The 24,852-nt window shown below is 58.6% G+C and carries 16 protein-coding genes; 5 read left to right on the forward strand and 11 right to left on the reverse strand.

What is annotated here, in order from left to right; translation table 11 throughout:
* Positions 1-15: 15 nt before the first annotated feature.
* The 5 genes from dnaA to L888_RS0104395 form a co-directional block, all read right to left on the reverse strand.
* Complete coding sequence (gene dnaA, locus L888_RS0104375) at positions 16-1,425, reverse strand: chromosomal replication initiator protein DnaA (RefSeq protein ID WP_015310327.1); 1,410 nt, start codon at positions 1,423-1,425, stop codon at positions 16-18.
* Positions 1,426-1,661: 236 nt separating this feature from the next.
* Complete coding sequence (locus L888_RS0104380; RefSeq protein ID WP_027951997.1) at positions 1,662-2,585, reverse strand: MlaD family protein; 924 nt, start codon at positions 2,583-2,585, stop codon at positions 1,662-1,664.
* 15 nt (positions 2,586-2,600) lie between these two features.
* A complete protein-coding gene (locus L888_RS0104385; protein WP_005846093.1) occupies positions 2,601-3,824 on the reverse strand; it encodes an N-acetylmuramoyl-L-alanine amidase in 1,224 nt (407 codons plus the stop codon).
* An 85-nt stretch (positions 3,825-3,909) separates the two neighbouring features.
* The gene (gene folB / locus L888_RS0104390; RefSeq protein WP_027951998.1) at positions 3,910-4,299 is read right to left on the reverse strand and encodes a dihydroneopterin aldolase; all 390 of its coding nucleotides are present in this window, start codon (positions 4,297-4,299) and stop codon (positions 3,910-3,912) included.
* Positions 4,299-6,878, reverse strand: a complete 2,580-nt coding sequence (locus L888_RS0104395) for an adenosylcobalamin-dependent ribonucleoside-diphosphate reductase (RefSeq protein WP_027951999.1) — start codon at positions 6,876-6,878, stop codon at positions 4,299-4,301. The genes folB and L888_RS0104395 overlap by 1 nt, the downstream gene beginning before the upstream one ends.
* Before the next feature lie 148 nt (positions 6,879-7,026).
* Here L888_RS0104395 and L888_RS0104400 point away from each other — a divergent pair, with 148 nt between their 5' ends.
* From L888_RS0104400 to L888_RS0104410, 3 genes are all read left to right on the forward strand, one after another.
* Positions 7,027-7,764 (forward strand): nitroreductase family protein, encoded by a 738-nt coding sequence (locus tag L888_RS0104400; protein ID WP_027952000.1) that lies wholly within the window; start codon positions 7,027-7,029, stop codon positions 7,762-7,764.
* A 71-nt stretch (positions 7,765-7,835) separates the two neighbouring features.
* The gene (locus L888_RS0104405) at positions 7,836-8,984 is read left to right on the forward strand and encodes a hypothetical protein (protein ID WP_015310583.1); all 1,149 of its coding nucleotides are present in this window, start codon (positions 7,836-7,838) and stop codon (positions 8,982-8,984) included.
* 116 nt (positions 8,985-9,100) lie between these two features.
* On the forward strand, positions 9,101-11,164 hold the full coding sequence (locus tag L888_RS0104410; RefSeq protein ID WP_027952001.1) for a TonB-dependent receptor: 2,064 nt from the start codon (positions 9,101-9,103) through the stop codon (positions 11,162-11,164).
* 27 nt (positions 11,165-11,191) lie between these two features.
* On the opposite strand, the gene L888_RS0104415 is transcribed toward L888_RS0104410, so the two are convergent.
* The 6 genes from L888_RS0104415 to L888_RS0104440 all read right to left on the reverse strand — a co-directional run bounded on the left by L888_RS0104415 (position 11,192) and on the right by L888_RS0104440 (position 19,395).
* A complete protein-coding gene (locus L888_RS0104415; RefSeq protein WP_005846081.1) occupies positions 11,192-12,661 on the reverse strand; it encodes an MFS transporter in 1,470 nt (489 codons plus the stop codon).
* A 26-nt stretch (positions 12,662-12,687) separates the two neighbouring features.
* On the reverse strand, positions 12,688-13,659 hold the full coding sequence (gene kduI / locus L888_RS0104420) for a 5-dehydro-4-deoxy-D-glucuronate isomerase (protein WP_005846079.1): 972 nt from the start codon (positions 13,657-13,659) through the stop codon (positions 12,688-12,690).
* An 87-nt stretch (positions 13,660-13,746) separates the two neighbouring features.
* Complete coding sequence (locus tag L888_RS0104425) at positions 13,747-15,126, reverse strand: PTS galactitol transporter subunit IIC (RefSeq protein WP_005846077.1); 1,380 nt, start codon at positions 15,124-15,126, stop codon at positions 13,747-13,749.
* Positions 15,127-15,628: 502 nt separating this feature from the next.
* Positions 15,629-18,106: a bifunctional UDP-N-acetylmuramoyl-tripeptide:D-alanyl-D-alanine ligase/alanine racemase gene (locus L888_RS0104430; protein ID WP_027952002.1), complete on the reverse strand. Its 2,478-nt coding sequence runs from the start codon at positions 18,104-18,106 to the stop codon at positions 15,629-15,631.
* Between the two features lie 98 nt (positions 18,107-18,204).
* On the reverse strand, positions 18,205-18,684 hold the full coding sequence (locus tag L888_RS0104435) for an S-ribosylhomocysteine lyase (protein ID WP_027952003.1): 480 nt from the start codon (positions 18,682-18,684) through the stop codon (positions 18,205-18,207).
* A gap of 12 nt (positions 18,685-18,696) precedes the next feature.
* Complete coding sequence (locus tag L888_RS0104440; RefSeq protein ID WP_027952004.1) at positions 18,697-19,395, reverse strand: 5'-methylthioadenosine/adenosylhomocysteine nucleosidase; 699 nt, start codon at positions 19,393-19,395, stop codon at positions 18,697-18,699.
* Between the two features lie 135 nt (positions 19,396-19,530).
* On the opposite strand from L888_RS0104440, the gene L888_RS0104445 reads away from it, so the two are divergent.
* Both L888_RS0104445 and L888_RS0104450 read left to right on the forward strand, forming a co-directional pair.
* On the forward strand, positions 19,531-22,056 hold the full coding sequence (locus L888_RS0104445) for a YfhO family protein (protein ID WP_027952005.1): 2,526 nt from the start codon (positions 19,531-19,533) through the stop codon (positions 22,054-22,056).
* An 86-nt stretch (positions 22,057-22,142) separates the two neighbouring features.
* Complete coding sequence (locus tag L888_RS0104450) at positions 22,143-24,842, forward strand: LamG-like jellyroll fold domain-containing protein (protein ID WP_027952006.1); 2,700 nt, start codon at positions 22,143-22,145, stop codon at positions 24,840-24,842.
* The last annotated feature ends 10 nt before the right edge of the window (positions 24,843-24,852 follow it).

Here is a 24,852-nt window from a genome sequence, read left to right on the forward strand (position 1 = left end):
AAAAAGCTCAAGGGGCTACCCCTTGAGCTTGAAAGAATTCTCGATGCTCATCATTTCCTCGCTGAATGCCCCGTCCACCTGCATGCGCTTCTCCACCTGCGCGCAACTGTGAATCACGGTAGAGTGGTCTCGGTTGCCCACGAGCTTGCCAATGCGGCTGGCCGGCATCTTGGTGTACTTCTGTGCAAGGTACATCGATACCTGGCGGGCCGTCACAAAGTCGCGCTTGCGGCTCTTGGAGTTGACCTGGGCCACGGTGACGTTGTAGTGGGTGCACACCTTGTCCATAATGTCGTCGACGGTGAGCGGCGTGTCGTCCACCTTGACGGCGCGCTTGATGATACGCTCGGCCAGCCGCATGTCAACGTTGCAGTCGTAGACGATGGAATAGGCCATGAGCGAGTTGATGACGCCCTGCAGGTCGCGAACGCTGCCGCTGGCCGTCTCGGCAATGTACTGTACGACGTCGCGCGGAATCTTGAGGCCGTCGCGATGAATCTTGTTTTCGAGGATGTCGATGCAGAGCTGCGTGTTGGGCTTCTCGAGCTCGGCGATGAGGCCGCAGGAGAAACGGGTGAGCAAACGGTCGGGCATGCCCTTGAGATCAACGGGCGGACGGTCGGAGGCAAGGATGATGCGCTTGCCGTTGCGGAAGAGATGGTTGAAGATGTGGAAGAACGTTTCCTGCGTCTTCACGGCCGTAGCCCACTCCTGGATGTCGTCCACGATGAGCATATCGATGGTTTGATAGAAGCCGATGAAGTCGTTGATCTTGTTCTGCATCTGGGCATTGGTGTACTGAACCTGAAACAGACGCGCGCTGACATAGAGCACGCGCTTCTGCGGATAGAGCTGGCGGGCGTGCACGCCAATGGCATTAATGAGGTGGGTTTTGCCGCAGCCCGACGGCCCGTAGATGAACATCGGGTTGAATTGCATGGTGTTGGGGTGCTCGGCAATGGACATGCCCACCGAGCGTGGCAGCTTGTTGCTGTCGCCCTCGATATAGTTGTTGAAAGTGAGGTGCGGGTTGAGCTGGGAGTCGATTTGCTGCGGACGCGCGGCGTCGAGCACCGTGGGGCTCTGGTTGGCCCGGCTGCGGGGGGCGGGTTGCTCCACGGCATCGGCCATGTCGGAGGCAATGTCCTGCGAGAGGTTGTGCTCCTTGTCGGTCACTACATGGTAGGTCAGGTGGATGCCGGCCCCGAAACACTTCTCCAATACCGTGCCCAACAGCCCGATAAACTTCTCTTCAAGATAGTTGTAGACATAGGGGCTGGGCAAGCAAATGTGCACCGTCTTGTCGGCTTCGTCGAAGCACTGGAAGACGATGGGCTTGAACCAAGTATTGTATATCTGCTCGGAGACATTCTCTCGAATCAGTGCGAGAGACCTGCCCCAGCGGGCATCCGCGTTCACTTTCATGTGCAAAAGGAGGTTTAGGACCTGCTCCACCGAGTGCCGGCGGCTCTTAGTCTTATTGCGATTGCAAATTTAGCAAAGTTTTCCGGCCCACACAAATGATGCCGAAAAGCCCGTAAAGGCCGTTCGGCATCTAACTTGCTTAGTGTGGGAAGATTAGGGACGGCTTGGGCAAAACGTTAAAAAAACACAACTTTCACCCGTCCGCGCGGCCGTCCACGGCGTGCCCGCCTGGGCATTTACCTGTTCTTGCGCCCGAAGAGCGAGAAGTGCACGTAGCGCGACGGATGGGCCTTGAGGTTGACCAGCAACGAGTCGGCGCTCTGCATCGTGGCGTTGAGGTTGTTGTAGAGGGCGGGGTCGTTCATGAGCAGCCCCAGTGTTCCCTCGCCGTTGTTGAGGCGGTCGGTGATGCTCTGCACGTTGGCCAGCGTCCGGTCTACCTTGGCCATGGTGCCCTGCACGTCGACGGCGGCCAGGTTTTCCGTCAGGCGCGAGGTGTTGTCGAGCGTTGTCCCGGCCTTGGCCAGGGCCGCGTCGGCCTTGTTCATCAGGCCCGGCATGCGGGCATTGAGCCCGGCCATGAGGGTGTTGAGGCTGCGCGTGGTGGTGGTGAGGTTGCCCGAGATGGTCTCTACATTGTGCAGCGACCGGGCCAGGGCGGGGTCGGCCAGCAGCGCGTTGACGCTGGCCAGTATGCTGTCCAGCTTGGGCAGCATCTGCTGCACGGTGGGCATCAGGGCGCCGATGGAGCCCATGAGGCCGCCGTTGATGGCTCCCACCAGCGTGTCGCCCGGCTCCACGCGGTCACGCGGGTTGTTGGCCAGCAGCAGGTTCATCTTGACATTGCCCATGAGGTCGCTCACAATCTCGGCCGAGGAGCCGCGGGGGATGCGCAGGTTGTTGTCCACATCGAAGCGGACCACCACCTCGCCGTTGCCCTCGTAGTCGTAGTCGATGCCCTTGACCACACCCACTTGGTAGCCGTCGGCATAGATGGGGTTGGAAGCCGACAGACCGCTGATGTCGCGGAACTTGATGAAATAGGAGCTGTCGTTGGAGAACAGCGACATGCCCTTCAGGAAATTGAGCCCGAAGAACAGCAAAACGATGCCGACAATGGCGACTATCGCAATCTTGACTTCTTTGGTAAAAAACTTCATAATCTGCTCTTTTGACTACCGGTTGGCCTTGAACTCGCGGATGCCTTGGTTCACATCCATCTTCTTTCCGTTCTTGAAGGCGATGATGAAACACTCGGGAAACTTCTCGAGTATCTGCTTGCGCAAGCGGTAGATCTCGTTATAATTGTTGCTGGCACCGTAGGTATACTTGCGGACGCCTCCCTCCTCGAAGCACTCGCAGCCGTCGAGTCCCTTGAGACGCTTGTCGCCGGGAGCCAGGTGTGCGGTGCAGGAGAGTATCTGTATCTTGAAAACCGGACGGGCTTCATCGGGCTTGGACGCCGGCACAGCCGCACGCACCGGGGCCGGGCGGGGGCTCGTGGGGGCCGGTTGCGGCCTGGAGGGAGCCTGGCGGGCCGGGGCGGGCAGCACGGCGGGCACGTCGACCACCTGCCCCGACCGGTCGGCATCGCTGCTGCGATAGGGCACAGTGATGTTGTCGTCGTACTTGTTCTTGTAGAGAATGAAAGCGTTGTACATGCCCTTGGCGTAGAGCGGCAGGGCGGCGTCCGAGTTGAGGAACTCCTCTTCGTCAGGAGTGGAGATGAAACCCAGCTCCAGCAGTGCGGAGGGCATGGAGGTGAGGCGCAGCACGGCCAGGTTGTTCTGGTGCGAACCGCCGTCCTGACGGCCCGTGGCACGGCACACCTCGCGCTGCATCAGCCGCGAGAGCTCCACGCTGCGCTCGCGGTTTTTGTCGGCAATGAACTCGAACATGATGTCGCTCTCGGCTGAGCTGGCATCGAATCCGCGGTAAACCGTCTTGTAGTCTTTCTCCATAAAGATGACGGAATTCTCGCGTTTGGCCACATCGAGATTCTCGCGCAGACCCTTGTCGCCCGTGCGCTCGCCGCGCCCCAGCGTGTAGCTCTGGAAGCCGTGGGCGGTATGGATGCCGTCGAGGGCGTTGATGTGGATGGAGATAAAGAGGTCGGCCTTGTTGCGGTTGGCTATCCCGGCCCGTTCGTGCAGGGGGATGAAGACATCGGTCTTGCGGGTGTAGACCACACGCACGTCGGGACAATTGGCCTCGACCATCTGGCCCAGGGCCAGCGCATACTTGAGGGTGAGGTCTTTTTCCTTGGAAAAGGCACCCGGCGCTCCATGGTCGTTGCCACCGTGGCCGGCATCGATAACCAGCGTGAAACGAGGGCTGGCGGCACGGGCCATAAGGGTGAAAGCCACGAGGGCAAGGAGTGGAAATACCTTTTTCAGCATATCAATTACGCAACTCTAAAATGGGCCCTGCATACGCCGAAAGGGCCAAATGTTTTGCAAAATTAGTGAAAATCGGGGGGAAAACCTAAAGAGGGCTTTCCGTTTTATCATTTATTAAATGTAATTCTACGCCCGCTCCCCGGCAGTCGGCCCCCATGGGCGGGTTGAGTTTGGTCAGATTGATGTCGAGACGGGCAATGGACGGCCACGCGTGCATGAGACGGCGGCCGATGCGCGCCGCCACATGCTCGACCAGACGGGAGGGCACTTGCATCTCGGCGGCCGTGATCCGATAGACCTCGCCGTAGTTCACGGTGTCGGCCACATCGTCGGTTTCCATGGCCCGCGACACGTCAACGTGGAGACAAAGGTCCACTTCGTAGTCGTTGCCCGTGAGGCGTTCCTGCGCCTCCACACCGTGGCGGGCATGGAAGCGCAGGCCCCGCAGGTGAATGGCACTGTGTTGAAGACGCATCATCCGCAGCGGCTGGCACCGCAGTTGGTGCAGATGAGACATCCCTCCTGATAGACCAACGTCTCCTGTCCACAGACCGGACACTTCTGTCCGTTGGCCTTGGTGCCGTCCACGATATACTTCTTCAGGGCACGTTCAACGCCATTTTTCCAAGTGTTGATGCTCTCGTCCTTGAGCTGAAGAGAGCTCACCAGCTTGATAACATGGTCTATAGGCATGCGGTAGCGCAGTACGCCGGAGATAAGTTTAGCATAGTTCCAGTACTCGGGATTGAACTTCTCGCTCAGCCCTTCCACGGTGGTCTTGTAGCCTCTCTTGTTTTCAAACTGGAAGTCGTAGCGGTGGCTGCCGTCCTCATTGGTCTGTTTGATGACCTTTCCCTTGACTACTGTCTTGGGCAACACGATGCCTTCGTCGTCGTCCTGCAGGCCCGTGAAGATCTCATAAGGGTAGCCATCGAGCAGCCCTACAAAGGCCACCCACTTCTCTTTATTGTTCTGAAAGCGCACCACATCGCAGTCGAGTTCCTTCGGGCGCGTCTCCTGCACGAGCGGACGAGTGAACGAAGCGGCCGTGATGGGCTCGGGAGTCTCCTGGTGTTCTTTCTCTTTCTTCTTGTCTTTCTTCGATACTGCAATCATCACGCCCGAGCGGCTGCCATCGCGATAAATGGTGCAACCCTTGCATCCGGAACGCCAGGCTTCGACGTAGAGCTTGTTGACGAGGGCCTCGTCTACGTGGTTTGGCAGGTTGACGGTGACCGAAATGCTGTGGTCAACCCACTTCTGAATGGCACCCTGCATACGTACTTTCATCAGCCAATCCACGTCGTTGGCAGTGGCTTTATAATAAGGAGAGCGAGCCACGAGCTGGTCAATCTCGTCCTGGGAGTATTTCTTGGTGGCATCAATGCCGTTGACCTGCATCCAGGTGAGGAACTTTTGGTGGTAGACAATGTACTCTTCGAAGGAGTCGCCAACCTCGTCTACAAAGTCGACATGCACGTCGGTGTCGCCGGGGTTCACCTTGCGGCGGCGCTTGTAAACGGGCATGAACACCGGCTCGATGCCGCTGGTGGTCTGCGTCATGAGCGAGGTGGTGCCGGTAGGAGCAATGGTAAGACAGGCGATGTTGCGGCGGCCATGCTTCAGCATGTCGTCGTAGAGCTGGGGATCAGCCTCTCGCAGACGGTTGATGAAAGGGTTGTTTTTCTCACGTTCGGCATCGAACACCTCGAAAGCACCGCGTTCTTCGGCCAGTGTAACCGAAGAACGGTAGGCATTGATGGCCAGATTCTTGTGCACTTCCACCGAAAAATCGGTAGCCTCCTGCGTGCCGTAGCGCAACCCCATGGCGGCAATCATGTCGCCCTCGGCCGTGATGCCCACGCCCGTGCGGCGGCCCATGCCGCTCTTGCGCTTGATTTTCTCCCAAAGATGGTACTCTGTACGCTTCACCTCATCGCTCTGCGGGTCGAGCTTTATCTTCTCCATGATGAGGTCTATTTTCTCCATTTCGAGGTCCACAATGTCGTCCATGATGCGCTGTGCAAGCTGTACATGCCGGGCGAACTTGGCGAAATCGAATGTGGCCTCACTGGTGAACGGCTTGTCTACATAGCTGTAAAGGTTGAGGCAGAGCAGCCGACAGCTGTCATAAGGACACAGGGGAATCTCTCCGCAAGGGTTGGTACTCACCGTGCGGAAGCCGAGATCGGCATAGCAATCGGGGATGCTCTCGCGCAGAATGGTGTCCCAAAAGAGCACACCGGGCTCGGCGCTCTTCCAGGCATTGTGCACTATTTTATCCCACAACTGGCGGGCAGCGATCTCCTTGCGCACCTTGGGAGAGGCTGCATCAATGGGAAATTGCTGCACGTAGGGCTTGTCTTCGACAACGGCCTGCATGAAAGCGTCGTCTATTTTGACGCTGACATTGGCACCCGTCACCTTGCCCTCGGTCATCTTGGCATCGATAAAGGCCTCCGAATCCGGGTGCTTGATGCTCACCGAGAGCATGAGAGCGCCCCGCCGTCCGTCCTGCGCCACCTCGCGTGTGGAGTTACTGTACCGCTCCATGAACGGCACCAGGCCCGTCGATGTGAGGGCCGAATTGTTGACCGGACTACCTTTCGGCCGGATATGGCTCAGGTCGTGGCCCACACCTCCGCGACGTTTCATGAGCTGCACCTGCTCCTCGTCTATCTTCAAGATGGCGCCATAGCTGTCGGCATCACCGTCCAAACCAATCACGAAACAGTTGCTCAACGAGGCCACCTGATGGTTGTTGCCGATGCCGGTCATGGGACTTCCGGCCGGCACGACATAGCGGAAGTGGTCGAGTAAATCGAATATTTGCTGCGCATCCAAGGGGTTCTTGTAGTTCTTTTCTATGCGCGCTATCTCGTTAGCAATGCGCCAGTGCATGTCCTCAGGCGACTTCTCGTAGATTGTGCCGAAGCTGTCCTTCATGGCATATTTGTTCACCCACACCCGGGCAGCCAGCTCGTCACCTCCAAAATACTTCAATGAGGCCTCGAAAGCCTCATCGTAAGAATATGTCTTTGGTTCTTCCTTCATGTATGTTGCTGTATTTATTTTTAATGAATTAGCGTTGCAAAGCTACAAAACTTTTATGATAACGGGACAACATTACCGATATATTTGCCCGAAAAGTTGCCCCGTTTAGGATATTTTGGCTAACTTTGCATCAACAAAATTCACCAAAATGAGAAGCGTTCTACAACGTAAAACGATTAGAAAATACACCCAGCAAGAGGTTTCCAACGATTTGCTCAACCAATTGCTTGAGGCTTCCCTCCGCACGCCCACGATGGGCAACCTACAGCTCTACAGCGTGGTGGTGACCCGTGAGGCGGCCATGAAAGAGAAGTTGGCCCCGGCACACTTCAACCAGCCCATGGTAACAGCGGCACCGGTAGTGCTCACTTTCTGCGCCGACTTCCGACGCACGTCGCTTTGGGCCGAGCAGCGCAAGGCACAACCAGGCTATGACAACTTCCTGAGTTTCATGAATGCGGCCACCGACACCTTATTATATTGTCAGACATTCTGCAATCTGGCCGAGGCCGAAAGGCTGGGCACCTGCTTCCTGGGCACCACCGTCTACATGCCGCAACTCATTATCGACACCCTCAGACTGCCGCGATTGGTATTCCCCGTGGCCACCATCACCTTAGGTTGGCCCGACGAAACCCCTCCCCAAAGCGACCGGCTGCCCCTGCGTGCAATCGTTCATGAAGAGACCTACAAGGACTATACGCCCCAGCGTATCGACGATTGCTACGGGGCCAAAGAGGCCTTGCCCGAGAACCAACACTTTGTGGAAATCAACCAAAAGGAGACTTTGGCCCAAGTGTTTACCGACATCCGCTACACGCGCAAGGACAACGAAGCCATGTCGCAAGGCATGCTGGACGCACTGAAAAGCCAGGGATTCCTTTAACCCTCCGCCGGGCTGCCGCCATCGGAAAGCCGTGGCTGCCCATGGATAACCATCAATTAACAACATCAACAATGAGTGTTGACATCATAAGCGTGGAGACCCGCGCCCAACTCAAGACTTTTATCCAATTCCGTTACGACCTGTACCGCGGCTGCAACAATGCCGTTCCGTTCCTCTTCGGCGAGGAAATGAACACGCTGCGCAAGGACAAGAATCCGGCGTTCGACTCCTGCGAGGCCAAGTATTTCCTGGCCATGCGCGAGGGAAAGGTGGTTGGACGCGTGGCCGGCATCATCAGCCACAGGGCCAATCAGCAGTGGGGCCGCCGGCGTGTGCGCTTTGGATGGCTCGACTTTGTGGACGACATGGAGGTGTCGCAAGCCCTTATTCTGGCCGTGGAACAGTGGGGAGCCAGCAAGGGCATGACCGAAATCGGAGGCCCGCTAGGCTTTGAAGACATGGACCGCGAGGGCATGCTCGTTGAGGGTTTCGACCGTCTCTCCACCATGTACATCAATTACAACTACGACTACTACCCCCGCCACATGGAGCAAATGGGGTTTGCCAAGGAGAACGATTGGGTGGAATTTCACATCCAGGTGCCGAAAGTGACACCACCCAAGTTTGCCAAAACAGCTGAGTTCATCGAGAAACGGTACAACCTGCAGGTGCGCAAGTACAACCGACACGACTTCATCCACGGAGGCAAAGGCCACGAACTGTTCCGCATTCTCAACCTTACCTATAAAGATTTGTATGGGTTTGCCCAGCTCTCCGAGCGGCAGATAGTCAAACTTGTGAACGACTACATCAAGCTGGCCGACCTGAATCTGGTGACCTGCGTGGTGGATGCCAACCACGACGACCGCATGGTGGCGTTCGGTGTCTCGTTCCCTTCGTTCTCGCGGGCCCTGCAAAAGACCCGTGACGGCCGGTTGCTGCCCCTTGGATGGTGGCACATGCTCCGCATCCTGAAGTGGCACAAGACCGACACCGTTGACCTGTTGCTCATCGGTGTACTGCCCGAATACCGGGCCAAGGGCGCCAATGCACTCATCTTCAACGACCTCATCGACTGGTATCGACGCTACGGATTCAAGTGGGCCGAAGCCATGCCGCAGATGGAAACCAACACGGGCGTGCTCAGCCAATGGCAGTATCTGGATGCCGAACAGCACCGCCGGCACCGCTGCTACAATAAAGACATAGCCGCGAAATAGAGCCGCGACACAGGCTCTGCCCGGCCTTTAAACAATCATTATTAATTAGGATGGCATGAATCGGAGGGTTGCCGTACCTTTGCAGGCGCGTAACAAGAACTCGATTGAGACCCATCATGCTGAGACCTTTCCTTTTATTGTACGGCCTAAGCCTCGCCGTACCTGCCTTTGCAGAGCCTGCCGACTCCGTGAGAGTCGGCGAAGACCTTAACGAAGTGTCCGTCATCGGATTCAAGCAAGACCGCGAATCCGTCTCCCCCATTTCCCAGACATCCATCGGCAGCCGGTTCATCCAGGCCAACGAACTGCAGGATCTGCGCGACCTGAGCTCAATGATGGCCAACTTCTACATGCCCGACTACGGCTCGCGACAGTCTTCTCCCATCTACATCCGCGGCATCGGCTCCAAAATCAACGCGCCCAGCGTGGGCGTCTACGTGGACGGCATGCCCAGCTTCAACCGCTCCGTGCTCGACATTGACCTCTTCGGCGTGAGCAAGATAGAGGTGCTGCGTGGCCCCCAAGGCACGCTCTTCGGCCGCAATTCCACGGCCGGCCTCATCAACATCTACACCCACTCGCCGCTGGATTACCAGAACACCACGGCCAAAATAACCTATGGAACCTACAACGACTTGCAGGTGGCCGCCTCCACCTACAACAAGCTCTGCCGCAGCCTCGGCCTGTCCATAGCGGGCAATTACCACCACAACGACGGCTACATCCGCAACATTTACCTGAACAGCAAAGCCAACAAGACCGACAACGGAACCGTCAGACTGGGGCTGGCCTGGAAGCCCACGCAGAACTGGCTCATGCGCTACACCTTCAGTTTTGACCGCACCGTCCAGAAAGGCTACCCCTACGCCATTTACGACGAAGAGGCCGGAGCACTGGGCCAGGTGAGCTACGACCGCGGGTCGGGCTACAAACGCACGGTCGTCAGCACGGGCATGAACTGGCAATATGAGGGCCGACGCGCACGCTTCAGCAGCCAGACCTCATTCCAGCACAGCCATGACAAGATGGCCACAGACCAAGACTATACCAATCAAAACCAACTTTATGCCGTCATGCCACTCCACCAGAACATGGTGAGCCAAGAGTTCACGCTGCGCTCCAAGGGCGGCATGCGGTACCAATGGATTGCCGGAGCTTTCGGCTTCTACCAGAAAGAGGACTACACCACGCTCATCGACTACGTGGCGCGCAAGCAAACTCTCGGGCTGGTCAACGGACTGCCCACCAGCGGCATTGCCGCATACCATGTCTCTACCCTTGACATCTACCGGGGGCTTTCGGCCTCCATCGGTCTGCGTTACGACTACGAAGACGCCAAAATAGACAACGAAACCTGGCTGGCACCCCTTGGCAACACCGCCGACCACAAGCAGACCGGTACTTTCAGTGGGCACAGCCACTCGTCGCAATTCACGCCAAAGTTCACGCTGAACTATCTCTTCGCCCCCGAGCAAATCGCCTACGCCACGGTGGCCCGGGGCTTTAAGGCCGGTGGCTTCAACAGTGTCATCGAGACCGAAGCCGACCGTTCCTACGATCCTGAATACACCTGGAACTACGAGCTGGGCACCAAACTGGCTTTTCCGGGCGGCCGTGTCTCCGTCGAGGCCAGCCTTTTCTACGTGGACTGGAAGCACCAGCAACTCCCCATCACCTTTCCCGGCAAGGGAAACGTGGTGCGCAACGTGGGCCACAGCAACAGCAAGGGCTTCGAGCTGACACTCCACGCCAACCCCGCCAAGGGCCTCTTGCTACAGGCCAACTACGGCTACACCTACGCCCAGATGCTCAACGGCAACATGGGCACCCAGGACTACACGGGCAACATGCTGCCCATGGTACCCCGCCACACCCTGTCTCTCGACGCCGGCTACACCCTGTGGAACCCCCTCCGCGGGCTCAACAAGCTGAGTTTCCACGCCAACCTCACCGGCACGGGCCCCATCTACTGGCGCGAGGACAATGCCATGAAGCAACCTTTCTACGCCCTGCTCAACCTGAAGGCCGCCATAACCAAGGGCCGCTTCACCTGGGAGCTGTGGACCAAAAACACCACGGACACGAAGTATATGGCCTACTACTTCGTATCCGTGCAGAAGATGGGGCAGCAAGGTCGCCCCTTTATGGCCGGCACCTCGCTGGTCTACAACCTGAAGTAGACCCGAAGTGCCGGCCCGCTTTCCGTTTTATTCCACCACAATGGGCTTGTACTTCGGCACAAGTGTCTTCATCACCACCCAGCCCACGAGGTAGGCCACGGCACAGATGCAGAAGATAATCATGTAGCCGGCCGGCTTCCCGTCGAAGCCCATGAAGCGGAACGCCTCACCCTGCCCCTCGGCATAGGTGAAGAGCATGCCCGAACCTTTGTTGATGAGGAACGAACCCAGGCCGCCCGCCATGGCGCCGATGCCGGTAATGGTGGCTATGGTCGACTTGGGGAACATGTCGCCGATGGTGGAATAGAGGTTGGCCGACCAGGCCTGATGCCCGGCTCCCAGCAGTCCGATGATGATGGCGGGCCACCAAGGACTCAAGGTGCCCATGGGTTGGGCCAGCAAACCCAGTACGGGGAAGCACGCAAAGATGAGCATGGCCCGCATGCGGCCGATGTAGGGATTCATGCCTTTCTTGTCGACGAAGTAGGTGGGCAGGTAGCCTCCACCGATGCTCAGCACCGTCACGATGGCATAGAGCGTGAAGATGAGCAGGATGCCCATGGTCGAGTCTGACGTGTAGCCATACTGGTCGGAGAAGTAGGCGGGGGCCCAGAACAGGAAGAACCACCACACGCCATCGGTGAGCAGCTTGCCCATAATGAACGACCAGGTCTGCCGGAACGTGAAGCAACGCCAGAAACCAATGACCTTTTCTTCGGCCTCGGGGGCGTCGGCCGCCGGTGTGTCAAGCGGCGCGGCCTCGTCGTCGCTGTCCTGATTGATGTAGAGCAGCTCGGCCGCATTCACGTGTTTGCTCTTGGCGGGCTTGTCGTAGAGCCAGATCCAGAGGCCCATCCACACATAGCCCAGCACGCCGATGATGACAAAGGCCCACTCCCAGCCCAGCGCACGGGCCAGCAGGGGGATGGTGGCCGGGGCGGCCAAGGCCCCGATGGAGGCGCCGCTGTTGAAGATGGAGGTGGAGAAGGCGCGGTCTTTCTTGGGAAAATACTCGGCCGTCACCTTGATGGCAGCCGGGAAGTTGCCGGCCTCGCCGGCAGCGAGGATGAGCCGGCAGGCCAGAAACAGATACACACTCACCGTGGCAATGGCCACCGCCGCGTCGCTGCCCGCCTGCACCATACGCAGGGCTTCGATAGAACCGTAGCCCTCAATCTGCATGGCCACCCAGCCGCAGCCGGCGTGCATTACGGCTCCTGTGGACCACACGAAGATGGCAATGAGGTAGCCTTTCTTAGTGCCCATCCAGTCGATGAACTTTCCTGCAAAGAGGTTGGTCATGGCATAGAAGATGGAAAAGAGGCCCGTGATGGTGCCATAGTCGTTGTCGGTCCAGTGAAATTCGGGCGAAATGAAATCCTTCCACGTCAGCGAGAGCACCTGACGGTCCATGTAATTGACCGTCGTGGCCAGAAAAAGCAGGGCACAAATCACCCAGCGGAAGTTCGACATTTTGTTGGTTTGAATCGTAGACATAGTTTTTATTCTTCAGTGTTTGAAGTTTATTCGAGGTTGGGAATGCCGACAACCTGCATGTCGGTATAGACCAGATTTTCTCCGGCCATGCCCCAGATAAAGGTGTAGTTGCTGGTGCCGGCGGCGCAGTGCACGCTCCACTGCGGGGAGATGACGGCCTGCTCGTTGTTCATCCAGATAGGGCGCGTCTCCTGCGGCTCGCCCATCACGTGCAGAATTTTCTGGCCCTGGGGCACCCTGTAGTACATATAGGCCTCCATGCGGCGGGTATGCGTGTGGGCGGGCATGGTGTTCCACACGCTGCCCTCCTTGAGTTCGGTGATGCCCATCTGGAGCTGACAGGTGTGCACGCCGGCCACGCCGTCGATAATCATCTGGTGAATCACGCGGTCATTGCTCTCTTTCAGGCTGCCGGCCTTGATGTTGTTGGCCTCTTTCAGCGTCACTTTCCTGGTGGGGTAAGTGGCGTGGGCGCAGGCCGAATTCAGGTAGAACTTGGCCGGTTCGGCGGCATTCTTGCTGGCCACCACGATGTCCTTGGCCCCGCGGCCCACGTAGAGTGCCTCCTGAAAACCGAGCGTATAGCTCTTGCCGTCCACCGTCACCGTGCCCTCTCCGCCAATGTTAATGATACCCAGCTCGCGGTTGTCGAGCAGGTTGCGGCCGTTCGTGCCCTTGCTCTCGTCCACATAGAGCGGGGCGATGGAGGTGAGTTTCAGCGGAGCTGCCGTGGGCTCTGCACCGCCGATGAGGAAGCGGTCGTAGAACGTGTAGGTCCAGTTCACCTCGCCGGGAGCAAACACTTTCTCGATGAGATACTCCTTGCGCAGTCGGTCGGTGGTGTAATGCTTAGCGTCGTCGGGGCCTGTAGCCCAGCGCACATTGTAGTGGGTGTAGGCGTTTTCGGCCTTCACCTCGTAACCCTTGTTGCAGCATTGCTGTGCCATGGCCATTCCGCCGACGAGGCACAGTGCGATTGTCATGAATGTTTTCTTCATTGTTCGTTCGGTTAAAGGGAGGCCCGCGGGGCCTCACGATGGTTGTATGGTCTTTTCGTTTCTATCGTATCGACATGCCGGCAGGGCTCAGAGGGCCTTTTCGGCCTGCAGTTTCTCATCCCTGAGGATGAGCCGACGGTTCCAGAGCATCATGCCCAGCGTGGCCAGCAGCAGGGCGCCGGCACCGATGTAGGCCCCCCACTTGCAGGCGGCGTAGATGACAAAGCCGTAGAGCGAGCTGGCAAAGTCCATGCTGCCGGCCTCGAAACCCTCGGGCACCTGCGCGGCCTTGTCACCCGTCTCACGGAACACGGTGGCGGCAGCCTGGGTGAAGTCGGGCGCCATGATGGTGACAAACCACAGCCCCAGCAGCAACGCCACCAGGCCGACAAGGTAGGTGCGCACCACGTTGCCCTTGGTATAGGGTAGCATCAGCGGGAACAGATAGAACAGGCCGGCCAGCGAAGCCAGGGGCAGGAACTGGTTGCCGGGCAGCACCACGGCGATGACCAGATAGGTGGGAATGAGCAGCAGCGTGCACACCAGCGTGGTGGGATGGCCGATGACCAGGGCCGGACTCATGCCGATATACACCTTTTTGCCATGAAAGCGCTTGTCCACCAGCTCCTTGGTCTTCTCCGAGATAGGCATCAGACCGTCGATAAACAGCTTGGTGATGCGGGGAATGAGTTCCATCACGGCACCCATCGTCACACCGAGAAAGAGCGTCTTCTTCACGTCGAGCTGGGCCACGAGGCCAATCAGTGCGCCCACGATGACACCCAGCACGAGCGGTTCGCCCAGCACGCCGAACTTCTTCTTGAGCCCCTCGGCGTCGATGTCGAGACGGTTGAAGCCGGGAATGCGCTCGAGCACCCAATTGATGCAGAGCGTGAAGGGCACAAAGCTCTGGCAGAAAGGCTGCGGCACGGAAATGCCGTCCATGCCCTCGTAGAAGCGTTGGAACTTGGAGGCCGTGAGGTCGGCCACTACCAGCGTGAACATGTAGCACACGATGGCGGCAAAATAGCCCCACACCAGATTCTCGCCGAACACGAAATAGACCACGGCGCCGATGAAGGCGAAGTGCCAGTAGTTCCACAAGTCGATGTTTACCGTGCGCGTAGTCTTGGTGAGCAGCATCAGCACGTTCACGCCCAGGCAGATGGGGATGATGAGTGCACCCACTGCCGTGTTGTAGGCCACGGCGGCGGCGGCCGGCCATCCCATGTCGAACACGTTGAGTTGCAGGTGGTAGATTTGCGAGATCAGCGTCAGCGGGTCGCTGAAGTTGGTGGTGAGCAGGGCTGTCACAATGCCCAGTCCCACGAAACCGACGCCCACATAGAGGCCCGATCTCAACGCCTTACCGAAGTTCATGCCTATGCACAGCCCAATGATGGTGAAGATAATAGGCATCATCACGCTTGCTCCCAAGCTGATGATATAGCTAAATACATTTTCCATAATTCTTTTTTGATAGATTGTTTTAGCAACAACTTGGCGCAAATTTACTAAAAATAATTGGTTCGGCGCAGGGAAACGCCAAATAATTGCATGTTTTGACACTTTGCCGCCAACGGGCCACCGCCCCGACACGGGCCCGGGCGGGCGGGCACTTCTACGCGCCATGGACACACGACCGCGGGCCGGCCGCCATGCAGCCGGATGCCGAAGCGAGAACGCCGCCGCACTATTCGCCTGGCGAAAACAGTGGTTTCGCAGAACCAATACGGTGAAAACGCATCGCGACAACGGTGTAATCGCAATGCGAAAACGGCGCAATCGCAGCACGATAACGGCCTCATCGCCAAGCCTGAACAACAGATTGACAGAAGCAAGGCTTTGGAATCAATGGAGCAAGACCATGGAATCGAGAGAGCAAGGCTTCGGAATCGAAGAGACGGAGCGGCGGCTTCGCAGTGGCGCGAGGGGGCGGCGGCAACAAATGGGGCGCCGCCCCACCCCGTCAATCCTGGAAGTAGACGCGCTTGACACGGTTGCTGATGCCGGTGAGCACTTCGTAGGGGATGGTGTCGAGGGCAGTGCTCAGCTCGGTGACAGGCAGATGGTCGCCGAAGATTTCCACGCTGTCGCCCTCCTGACAGGCAATGCCGGTCACGTCGATCATGGCCACGTCCATGCAGATGTTGCCCACGTATTCGGCCCGCTGCCCGTTCACCAGGCAGTAACCGCGGCGGTTGCCCAGGTGCCGGTTCAGTCCGTCGGCATAGCCTATGGGGATGGCCGCGATGAGACTGTCGCGGGCAATGGCACCCTTGCGGCTGTAGCCCACGGTGTCGCCCGCCTTGACCTCGCGCAGTTGCAGGATGGTGGTCTTCAGTGTAGACACGTTGTTGATGATGCTGTTGTCGCGGCTGTCGATGCCATAGAGGCCCAATCCCAGGCGGCACATGTCGAGCTGGCGTTCGGGAAAGTGCTCGATGCCGGCCGAATTGTCGATGTGCCGCAGTATCTTGTGGTCGAAAGCGGCCTGCAGCCGCCGGCTGGCCTTGTCGAAAAGCTGGAACTGACGGGCCGAGAACTCGTCGAAACCGTCGCTGTCGGCCCCCACGAAATGGGAGAAGACCGACCGCGGGATGATGGCGTTCTGGCGGCGCAGACGGCCGATGAGCTCGTCCATGTCGTGCTCGGGATCGAAGCCCAGCCGGTGCATGCCCGTGTCGAGCTTGACGTGTACGGGGTAGCCGGTGATGCCTTCTTTTTCGGCGGCGCGTATCAGGGCATCGAGCAGGCGGAAAGAGTAGACCTCGGGCTCCAGGTCGTAGTCGAACATGGTCTTGAAGGCCGAGAGCTCGGGGTTCATAATCATGATGTTGCTCGTGATGCCGTTGCCCCGCAGCATGGCTCCCTCGTCGGCCACGGCCACAGCCAGATAGTCCACGCGATGATCCTGCAGGGTCTTGGCAATCTCGATGCTTCCGGCCCCGTAGGCGTCGGCTTTAATCATGCACACGAGTTTGGTTTCGGGGTGCATGAAGGAGCGGTAGTGGTTCAGGTTCTTCACCACAGCGTTGAGATTCACCTCGAGCACGGTCTCGTGCACCTTTTGCACAAGAAGCTCGGTGATGCGGTCGAAGCCGAACTGGCGTGCGCCCTTGAGCAGAATCACCTCGTCGCGCAGGCTCCTGAACACCTCGCTGCGGATGAACGACTCCACGGTGGAGAAGAAGAATTTCTCGGAAAGCTGTATCTCGTCGGCATGGGCGGAGAGCACAGGGCCTATGCCGATGAACTTCACCACGCCGCGCTTGCGGGCCAGGTCGCTCACTTCCTTGTAGAGCCGTTCGGGCTCATCGCCGCTCTGGAAGATGTCGCTCAGGATGAGCGTGCGCCGACGGCCCTTGTGGTCGGGTCGCCGGTTCATGAAGTCGAGGGCGATGTCGAGCGAGTTGATGTCTGAATTATAGGAATCGTTGATGAGCGTGCAGCCATGGCGGCCCTCCTTTACCTCCAGACGCATGGCCACAGGTTCCAGTTGCGGCATGCGCTCGGCGAGCTGCCGGGCGTCCAGTCCCAGGTGCAGGGCCACGGCGGCGCACACGATGGAGTTCACGATGGAGGCGTCGTCGATGAAGGGAATGCTGTAGCTGGCCTCCGCCCCACCTTTATATATATAGGTGACGGTGGTGCTGCCCTCCCCTTTCGCCACCGACTTGACGAACAGCGGAGCCCGCCGATCCTGCGTGGACCAGCAGAGACGCTCGCCCTTGCTGCGGAATTCGGCCACCACGCGGGCCACGTTTTCGTCGTCGGCGTGATACACCACGGTCTCGGCATCATGGAAGAGCATCAGCTTCTCGCGGCACTTGTCCTCCATCGAATCGAAGTTTTCCTGATGGGCTGCACCCAGGTTTGTGAGCACGGCAATGGTGGGTTGGATGATGTCGCGCAGGGCCAACATCTCGCCGGGCTCGCTGATTCCGGCCTCGAAGATTCCCACCTGCGTCTGCTCATCCATGAGCCAAACAGACAGGGGCACGCCTATTTGGGAGTTGTAACTGCGCGGGCTGCGCGTCACATGAAGCCCCGGCGAGAACAGCTGGTAGAGCCACTCCTTGACCATGGTCTTGCCGTTGGAGCCCGTGATGCCCACAATGGGGATGTTGAACTCGTCGCGGTGGCGCTCGGCCAACCGCTGCAAGGCCTCCAGTGTGTTGACCACCCGCAGGAAGTTAGCTTCGGGATAGTCCACGGCATAACCGGCCGGAACATCGGCCACGACGAAGTTGCGGACACCGCGTCGGTAGAGTTCGGGGATGTAATTGTGACCGTCGTTGCGCTGCGACTTCAGGGCGAAGAACAGCGTCTCCTCGGGAAAGCAGAGCGAACGGCTGTCGGTAAGCAGGAAGCCCACGTTGGCATCGCGGTCGCCATAACGGCGTGCTCCGATGAGTGTGGTTACTTTTTCAATGGTGTAAGTCATGATGATCACGTTTTTACTTCGGTGCAAAGATAATAAAAAGCGGGTAAAACGGAAAGTAAAAACGCCAAAAACGGGGCATATTTCCACCCCTCGCCCCCTTATTTCGGGTAGGCGAGGTTGGCGGGTTGGATGCGTTCCAGCACCTCGACGAGGTACTTGCGGGCCTCCCAACGGGCCATGGGCAGGTCGTGAAGCAGGTAGTTGCCGCAGTCGCGCGGGGCGGCGCCGGGGATGTCGCCGGCGTATTCGGCCACGAAACGGAACGTGCGTTTCATGAGCTCCACGATGTCGGCCGACTCTAAATCGCCGCGCAGCAGCAGATAGTTGCCCGTGAGGCAGCCCATGGGGCCCCAGTAGACGACGCGGTCTTTCCACTCGGCATCGTTGCGCAGATACGTGGCGGCCAGGTGCTCCATGGTGTGGATGGCGCCGTTGTGAAGCGCGGGCTCGCGGTTGGGTTCTTTCATTCGGATGTCGAATGTAGTGATGGTCTCGCCGCCCACCACGTCTTTTCGCGACACGTAGATGCCGCGCAGCAGTCGCGTGTGGTCGATGGTGAAAGAGGGAATCTTGTCCATACGGTCTTGTTTTTAAATGATTTTCTGTAGAAATGTCTTGGTCATGCTGAAGCTCCCGTCGGCCATTCGGCTCCAGAAATCGAAGTACTGGGCGGCCTTGTGGTCCTTGAGCGGCACGTCGCTGATGATGCGGAACGAGATGAAGGGTGTGTGATAGAGGTGGCAGGTCTGGGCAATGGAGCAGCTTTCCATGTCCACGGCCATGGCCTCGGGGAAGCGGTCGAGGATGGTTTGCATCTTCTCCCGGCTGTCCACAAACCAGTCGCCGCTCACCGTGAGCCCGCTGCAGACCCGACCCGGACGGCCGTCTGCGTCGAGCTCGAGGGCGCGCTCCACCAGCTCGGGCGGGGCTGTGTAGCGGGCGGGAAGCCCCATCACCTGGCCAAACTCCACCTCCTGGCCACAATATGTGTCGTGATAGGCACAGGCTGTGGCCACTACCACGTCGAGCGGATTGAGCTCTACGCTGGCCCCGCCGGCCACTCCGGTGGAGACAACGAGGTCGGGATGGAAGGCGTTGATGAGCTCCACGGCCCCAATGGCCGAGTTCACCTTGCCGATGCCGCACTGCAACATGACAATCTCGGCATCGCCCATGCGGCCCGTCACAAAGTCTTTTGCGTGGCGACGCTCCGTGCGGGCAGCCTCGAGCAAGGTCTGCAGCTGCGCAAATTCCTTGTCCATCGCCACGATAATTCCTATCTTCTTCATGGCTGCAAAGTTACAAAAACGGCGGCATATTGCACCTTTTAACGTTTAACTTTTAACTTTTCGGCGAAATTTATCTACCTTTGCGCAGCATTATGCGGTAACCATCGAAGCAAAAATAAACGTTTATCACAAATCATGGGAACACTCAAGAGATGCCTGCCAGACGTTCTGGCGATTGTGCTTTTCGCCGTCATTTCCTTTGTTTACTTTATGCCCGCCGACCTTGAAGGGCGCATTCTCTACCAGCACGACTCGTCGGCTGGCCGCGGATCCGCCCAAGAGGCGCGTGCATATCAGCAGCAAACGGGCGAGCGCACCCGCTGGTCCAACGCCACCTTCAGCGGCATGCCCACCTATCAGACGGCTCCTTCGTACAACAGCACCGACGTGTTGAGCAAGGTCATCACCGTCTACCACCTCGGTCTGCCCGACTATGTGTGGTATGTCTTTGCCTATTTGCTGGGCTTTTACATTCTGCTGCGCGCCTTCAACTTCCGTGAATACCTGGCCGTGCTGGGCTCCGTCATCTGGGCTTTCTCCAGCTATTTCTTCATCATCATAGCCGCGGGCCACATCTGGAAAGTGATGGCACTGGCCTATTTGCCGCCTATGATCGGCGGCCTTGTACTGGCCTACAGGGGCAAATTTCTGTGGGGATTCATCGTGACGGCCATCTTTACGGCCTTCGAGGTGAACGCCAACCACGTGCAAATGACCTACTATTACCTGTTCATCATCCTCTTCATGGTCATTGCCTGGCTTGTCCAGGCCATTCGCGAACGCCGGATGGCCCGCTTCTGGAAAGCCTCGCTTGTGGCCATGGCCGGTGCAGCCATCGGCATTTGCATTAATCTTTCCAACCTCTACCACACGTGGCAGTACTCGCAGGAGAGCATGCGCGGCAAGAGTGAACTGGTGAAAAAGAATGCCGCCAACCAGACCTCCAGCGGCCTCGACCGCGACTACATCACGCAGTGGAGCTATGGCATCGGCGAGACTTGGACGCTGCTCGTGCCCAATGTCAAGGGCGGGGCCAGCGTTCCCATGAGCCAAAACAGGACGGCCATGGAGAAGGCCGACCCCAATTTCGTGCAGGCCTATCAGCAGATAGGCCAGTATTGGGGCGAGCAGCCCGGCACAAGCGGCCCCGTCTACGTGGGGGCTTTCGTGCTGATGCTCTTTGTTCTCGGCCTGTTCATCGTCAAAGGGCCCATGAAATGGGCACTGCTCGCCGCAACGGTGCTGTCTGTTCTCCTCTCGTGGGGCCGTAATTTCATGGACTTCACCAACTTCTTCCTCGACTATGTGCCCATGTATGCCAAGTTCCGCACGGTGGCTTCCATCCTCGTCATAGCCGAGTTCACTATCCCATTGCTGGCCATGCTCGCCCTGAAGAAGATAGTGGACGAGCCCGAAATCCTGAAGCAAAAGGCCAGATGGCTCTATCTGAGCTTCGCCCTCACCGGCGGATTCGCCCTGCTGTTCTGGCTGGCGCCGGGACTGTTCTTCCCCGATTACATTTCGACTGCCGAGTCGCAGCAGTTCGCCCAGATAGCCCAGCAGGGTGCCGAAGCCCGGCAATGGGTGGAGGGATTCAAGGCCAACCTCGTGAGTGTGCGCAAGTATATCTTTGCCGCCGACGCCCTGCGGTCGCTGCTTGTCATCCTCGCGGGCTCGCTGCTGCTCTGGCTTTACCGGGCCAAACGCCTCAATGCGAAGTTCCTGGTGGGCTGCATCGCGCTGCTTTGTCTCGTCGATATGTGGCAGGTCAACAAGCGTTATCTCAACGACGGCATGTTTGTGGAGAAGAGTGTGCGCGACACTCCGCAGCCGATGACGGCTACCGACCAACAGATTCTCAAGGACAAGGGCCTCGATTATCGCGTGCTCAATCTGGCCTCCAACACGTTCAACGAGAACGAAACATCGTATTATCACAAGAGCATCGGCGGTTACCACGCAGCCAAGCTGCGGCGTTATCAGGAGATGATCGACGCCTATATCTCGCCCGAAATGCGGAAGATGATTCCGGCGATAGCCGGTGCCGGTGGCGACATGACCAAGGTGAACGGCGACTCCATCTACCCCGTCATCAACATGCTCAACGCCAAATACATCATCATGGGCCTGCAGAACGGCCAAACCGTGCCCATCCAGAACCCCTATGCCTACGGCAATGCGTGGTTCGTGGACAAGGTGGACTACGTGGATAATGCCAATGCCGAGATTGCCGCCGTGGGTAAAATCAACCTGCGCCACGAGGCCGTGGCCGACAAACGGTTCGCCCAACAGCTCGGCCAGTCGGTGCAACAGGGCAGCATGTCCATGGCCACACTGAAGACCTATGCCCCCAATGCCCTCAGCTACGAGGTGAACTCCGACAAGGGTGGCGTGCTGGTGTTCTCCGAAGTGTACTATCCTGGCTGGACGGCCACCGTCGATGGGCAGCCCGCCGAACTGGGGCGCGTCAACTATATCCTGCGTGCCATCAACCTCAAACCAGGCAAACACACCGTCGCGCTCGACTTCCACCCGTCCTCGATCCGCAGGACAGAAACCGTGGCCTACGCGGCCTATGGCCTGCTTGCGGTGCTGATGGCCCTCGGACTCTTCTTTGAATGGAAGAAGAACAAGGGCGCAACAGCATGGCAGAAGCCCTGAACACACTACCAAGCAACGTCCTGCCGCACAGCAGAAAACGCCTGTTGCGCGGCAGGACAACCGCATAACCCAACCGCATTCCTCCCATGACATCCTGCAAGACTCTCCTCACCCTCGGTCTTCTGCTGGCCAGTGCCGCGGCACCGGCCCAGGAATACCGTCCCGGCTCCAGCCTGTTTCTGACCCCATGGCCCGTCGCCCAGGTCACCGTTCCGTTCTCCTTGTCGGCCACCGGCACGCAATTGCCCGTCCGATGGGGCCTCGACGTGGCTTGGCTCAACGAGCAAAACATCCGCAAAGGCATCAATTTCATAGGCAGGGAAAACCTGGGAATTGCCCGCAGCAGCTTCCAAATGAACGAGTCTCTGGTGGGTGACACCGCCCTCACCAAGGCGCAGCAGACCATGCTGCGACGGCGGACGGCAGCCATCAATCTGATAAGTCACAGCCTCGACATCGTGCTCAACGCCGACCAAGGCGACGGTTCTTCGCAATACATCAACAGCTACTACTCGTCGGGCAACAGGGCCAATCCCGAACGCTGGGCCCGCCTTATCGACGCCTCGGTGGCCTACATGCAGGAGAAATATCCCGCCCACAAGGTCGTGGCGGTGTCTCCTTTCAACGAGCCCGACTATACGCCGTGGAACGAGGGAACGCTGGCCAACTTCAAGGAAATAGCCAAACTGCTGAAAGAAAACTACCCCCGGTTCGAGAATATAGCCATCACGGCCGGCAATACGCTCAACAATGACCATGCCGCCAACTGGTACAACGGGGTGAAACCCTATGCCACATGGGGCAACACGCACCAGTTGGCGGGGTCGTTCAACAGCTTTGCCAACTTCTGGAAACAGGTGGTCGACGACGGCAACTACCCTTACGCCGACGAGCTGCACAACGTGGGCGAGGCCATGATAGCCGTCCATTATGGCATGAAGACCGGCATCTGGTGGGGATTCGACAGCCGCGCCCGCGGTGAATTTTGCCGCATCAGCAACCACGGCACGCGCTTGGCCTATGCCGAGAACCGCGCAACGTGGACGGCAGCATCGGTCTATCGAGACGATGCCACCGGCCAAGCCAAGGCCTTTGTGGGCGGCAGCGAGCGTCAGGCCAACAACTCCACGTACCTCTTTCTCTCGCCCGACCGCGACGTTTACTTCGACGGTCAAGGCCCCTTGCGCGCCTTCCGCATGGAATATCCCGGCGGAACAGGCTATCAAACAGGCCAGACCAACGCCGAGCGCGTGTACAATATCACCAGCGGCGAGGACGTGGAGCGCAAGCCGCTCACGGCCGGAGAGTACAAGATTATGAACAAAGGCACGCAGGGTTTGGTGGCCGCCCTCGGCACAGACGACATTGTTCAGAACTGCTACACGCCCACCGCTACTCCCCGCAAGCAGGACATCTGGGCCATTGCACCGGCCAGCGACCGCATCGGCGGCGACTACAGCTTCTACACCATCACCAATCCCGCGACTGGACTACACCTGAACGTGCTCAACAACTCGACGGAATCTGGGGCCAATGTCATTCCCTACAACGCCCAGAATGCCAGCAACGAGCAGTGGTACACGGAGTATGCGGGCGACGGCTTCTATTTCATCCGCAACCGTGAAAGCGGCCTTTACCTCAGTTTGCGCGCCAACCGCAAGGTGAGCAACATCAGCATCGTGCAGAGTAGTCTGCTCACCGGCGCCAACCTGGACCGCCAGCTGTGGCGCTTCCTGCCCACAGACGCACCCACAGAACTCACTGCACCCACCACCCCCACCGGGCTCACGGCCACGCCGCAATCGGCCAGTGTGAGGCTCAACTGGACGGCAAGCACCGACGCCGACGTGGACAACTACACCGTTCTGCGCGCCAATGCCGACGGGAACGGGTGGAACACCATCGCCCGCGGCATCGCCGCCACCGCCTATACAGACAATACTTGCCGCCCCGGCACCACCTATATATATAAGGTGGTGGCCGTGGACAAGTCGCTCAATGCCTCCGAACCCAGCACGACCATACAGGCAAGGCCCGGCAACGACAAGGATATGGTGGCCTCGTGGCAGTTTGAAGGCAGCATCAACGACGAGTCAGCCAACATGATGGACGCCGTCAGCCCTGAGGCTCCGGCCTATCAGACCGACGCCAAAGTCGGTGCCCAGGCCCTCGCACTGAACGGTACCGGCTGGCTGCAACTGCCTTACGAGGCGGGCGACATGGACGAAATGACCATCGCCCTATGGGCCAAATGGACCAACAACAGCAAGAGCTGGACGCGCCTCTTCGACTTTGGCAACGGCACAACGCAGTACATGTTCCTCACGCCGAGCAACGGCACGAACATGCGTTTCGCCATCAAGGACGGCGGAGACGAGCAGACCGTGGATGCCCCGACCAAGTTCCCGGCCAACAGCTGGCACCACGTGGCCGTCACTCTTGGCGGCGGAACCGTCACCCTCTGGCTGGACGGGCAGGCCGTCGGTTCGTCCACGGGCGTCACCATCAAGCCCAGCGACATCCACCCCGTGCTCAACTACCTGGGCCGAAGCCAGTTCAGGACCGACCCTTTGTTTGCCGGAGCCCTCGACGACGTGCGCATCTACAACCACGCGCTCAGCCAGGAACAGCTGCGAGACCTTATCTCCCAGCCCACGGGCATCGCCTCTCCCGAAGCCGAGGAGAGCCGCAAGGCTGAACCGCTCTACAATCTGGGCGGCAGCCGCGTGGCCGAAAGCTACAAGGGCGTCGCCGTGCAGAAAGGGCGCAAGGTGGTCAGGCGGTAACCCGCCGCGC

It is taken from the genome of Hallella seregens ATCC 51272 (assembly GCF_000518545.1).
GTDB classification, from domain to species: Bacteria; Bacteroidota; Bacteroidia; order Bacteroidales; family Bacteroidaceae; genus Prevotella; species Prevotella seregens.

Bases quoted from the DNA above. Each gene is read 5' to 3' on its own strand.
- dnaA (WP_015310327.1), bottom strand. From the start codon at position 1,425: ATGAAAGTGAACGCGGATGCCCGCTGGGGCAGGTCTCTCGCACTGATT.
- L888_RS0104380 (WP_027951997.1), bottom strand. From the start codon at position 2,585: ATGAAGTTTTTTACCAAAGAAGTCAAGATTGCGATAGTCGCCATTGTC.
- L888_RS0104385 (WP_005846093.1), bottom strand. From the start codon at position 3,824: ATGCTGAAAAAGGTATTTCCACTCCTTGCCCTCGTGGCTTTCACCCTT.
- folB (WP_027951998.1), bottom strand. From the start codon at position 4,299: ATGCGTCTTCAACACAGTGCCATTCACCTGCGGGGCCTGCGCTTCCAT.
- L888_RS0104395 (WP_027951999.1), bottom strand. From the start codon at position 6,878: ATGAAGGAAGAACCAAAGACATATTCTTACGATGAGGCTTTCGAGGCC.
- L888_RS0104400 (WP_027952000.1), top strand. From the start codon at position 7,027: ATGAGAAGCGTTCTACAACGTAAAACGATTAGAAAATACACCCAGCAA.
- L888_RS0104405 (WP_015310583.1), top strand. From the start codon at position 7,836: ATGAGTGTTGACATCATAAGCGTGGAGACCCGCGCCCAACTCAAGACT.
- L888_RS0104410 (WP_027952001.1), top strand. From the start codon at position 9,101: ATGCTGAGACCTTTCCTTTTATTGTACGGCCTAAGCCTCGCCGTACCT.
- L888_RS0104415 (WP_005846081.1), bottom strand. From the start codon at position 12,661: ATGTCTACGATTCAAACCAACAAAATGTCGAACTTCCGCTGGGTGATT.
- kduI (WP_005846079.1), bottom strand. From the start codon at position 13,659: ATGAAGAAAACATTCATGACAATCGCACTGTGCCTCGTCGGCGGAATG.
- L888_RS0104425 (WP_005846077.1), bottom strand. From the start codon at position 15,126: ATGGAAAATGTATTTAGCTATATCATCAGCTTGGGAGCAAGCGTGATG.
- L888_RS0104430 (WP_027952002.1), bottom strand. From the start codon at position 18,106: ATGACTTACACCATTGAAAAAGTAACCACACTCATCGGAGCACGCCGT.
- L888_RS0104435 (WP_027952003.1), bottom strand. From the start codon at position 18,684: ATGGACAAGATTCCCTCTTTCACCATCGACCACACGCGACTGCTGCGC.
- L888_RS0104440 (WP_027952004.1), bottom strand. From the start codon at position 19,395: ATGAAGAAGATAGGAATTATCGTGGCGATGGACAAGGAATTTGCGCAG.
- L888_RS0104445 (WP_027952005.1), top strand. From the start codon at position 19,531: ATGGGAACACTCAAGAGATGCCTGCCAGACGTTCTGGCGATTGTGCTT.
- L888_RS0104450 (WP_027952006.1), top strand. From the start codon at position 22,143: ATGACATCCTGCAAGACTCTCCTCACCCTCGGTCTTCTGCTGGCCAGT.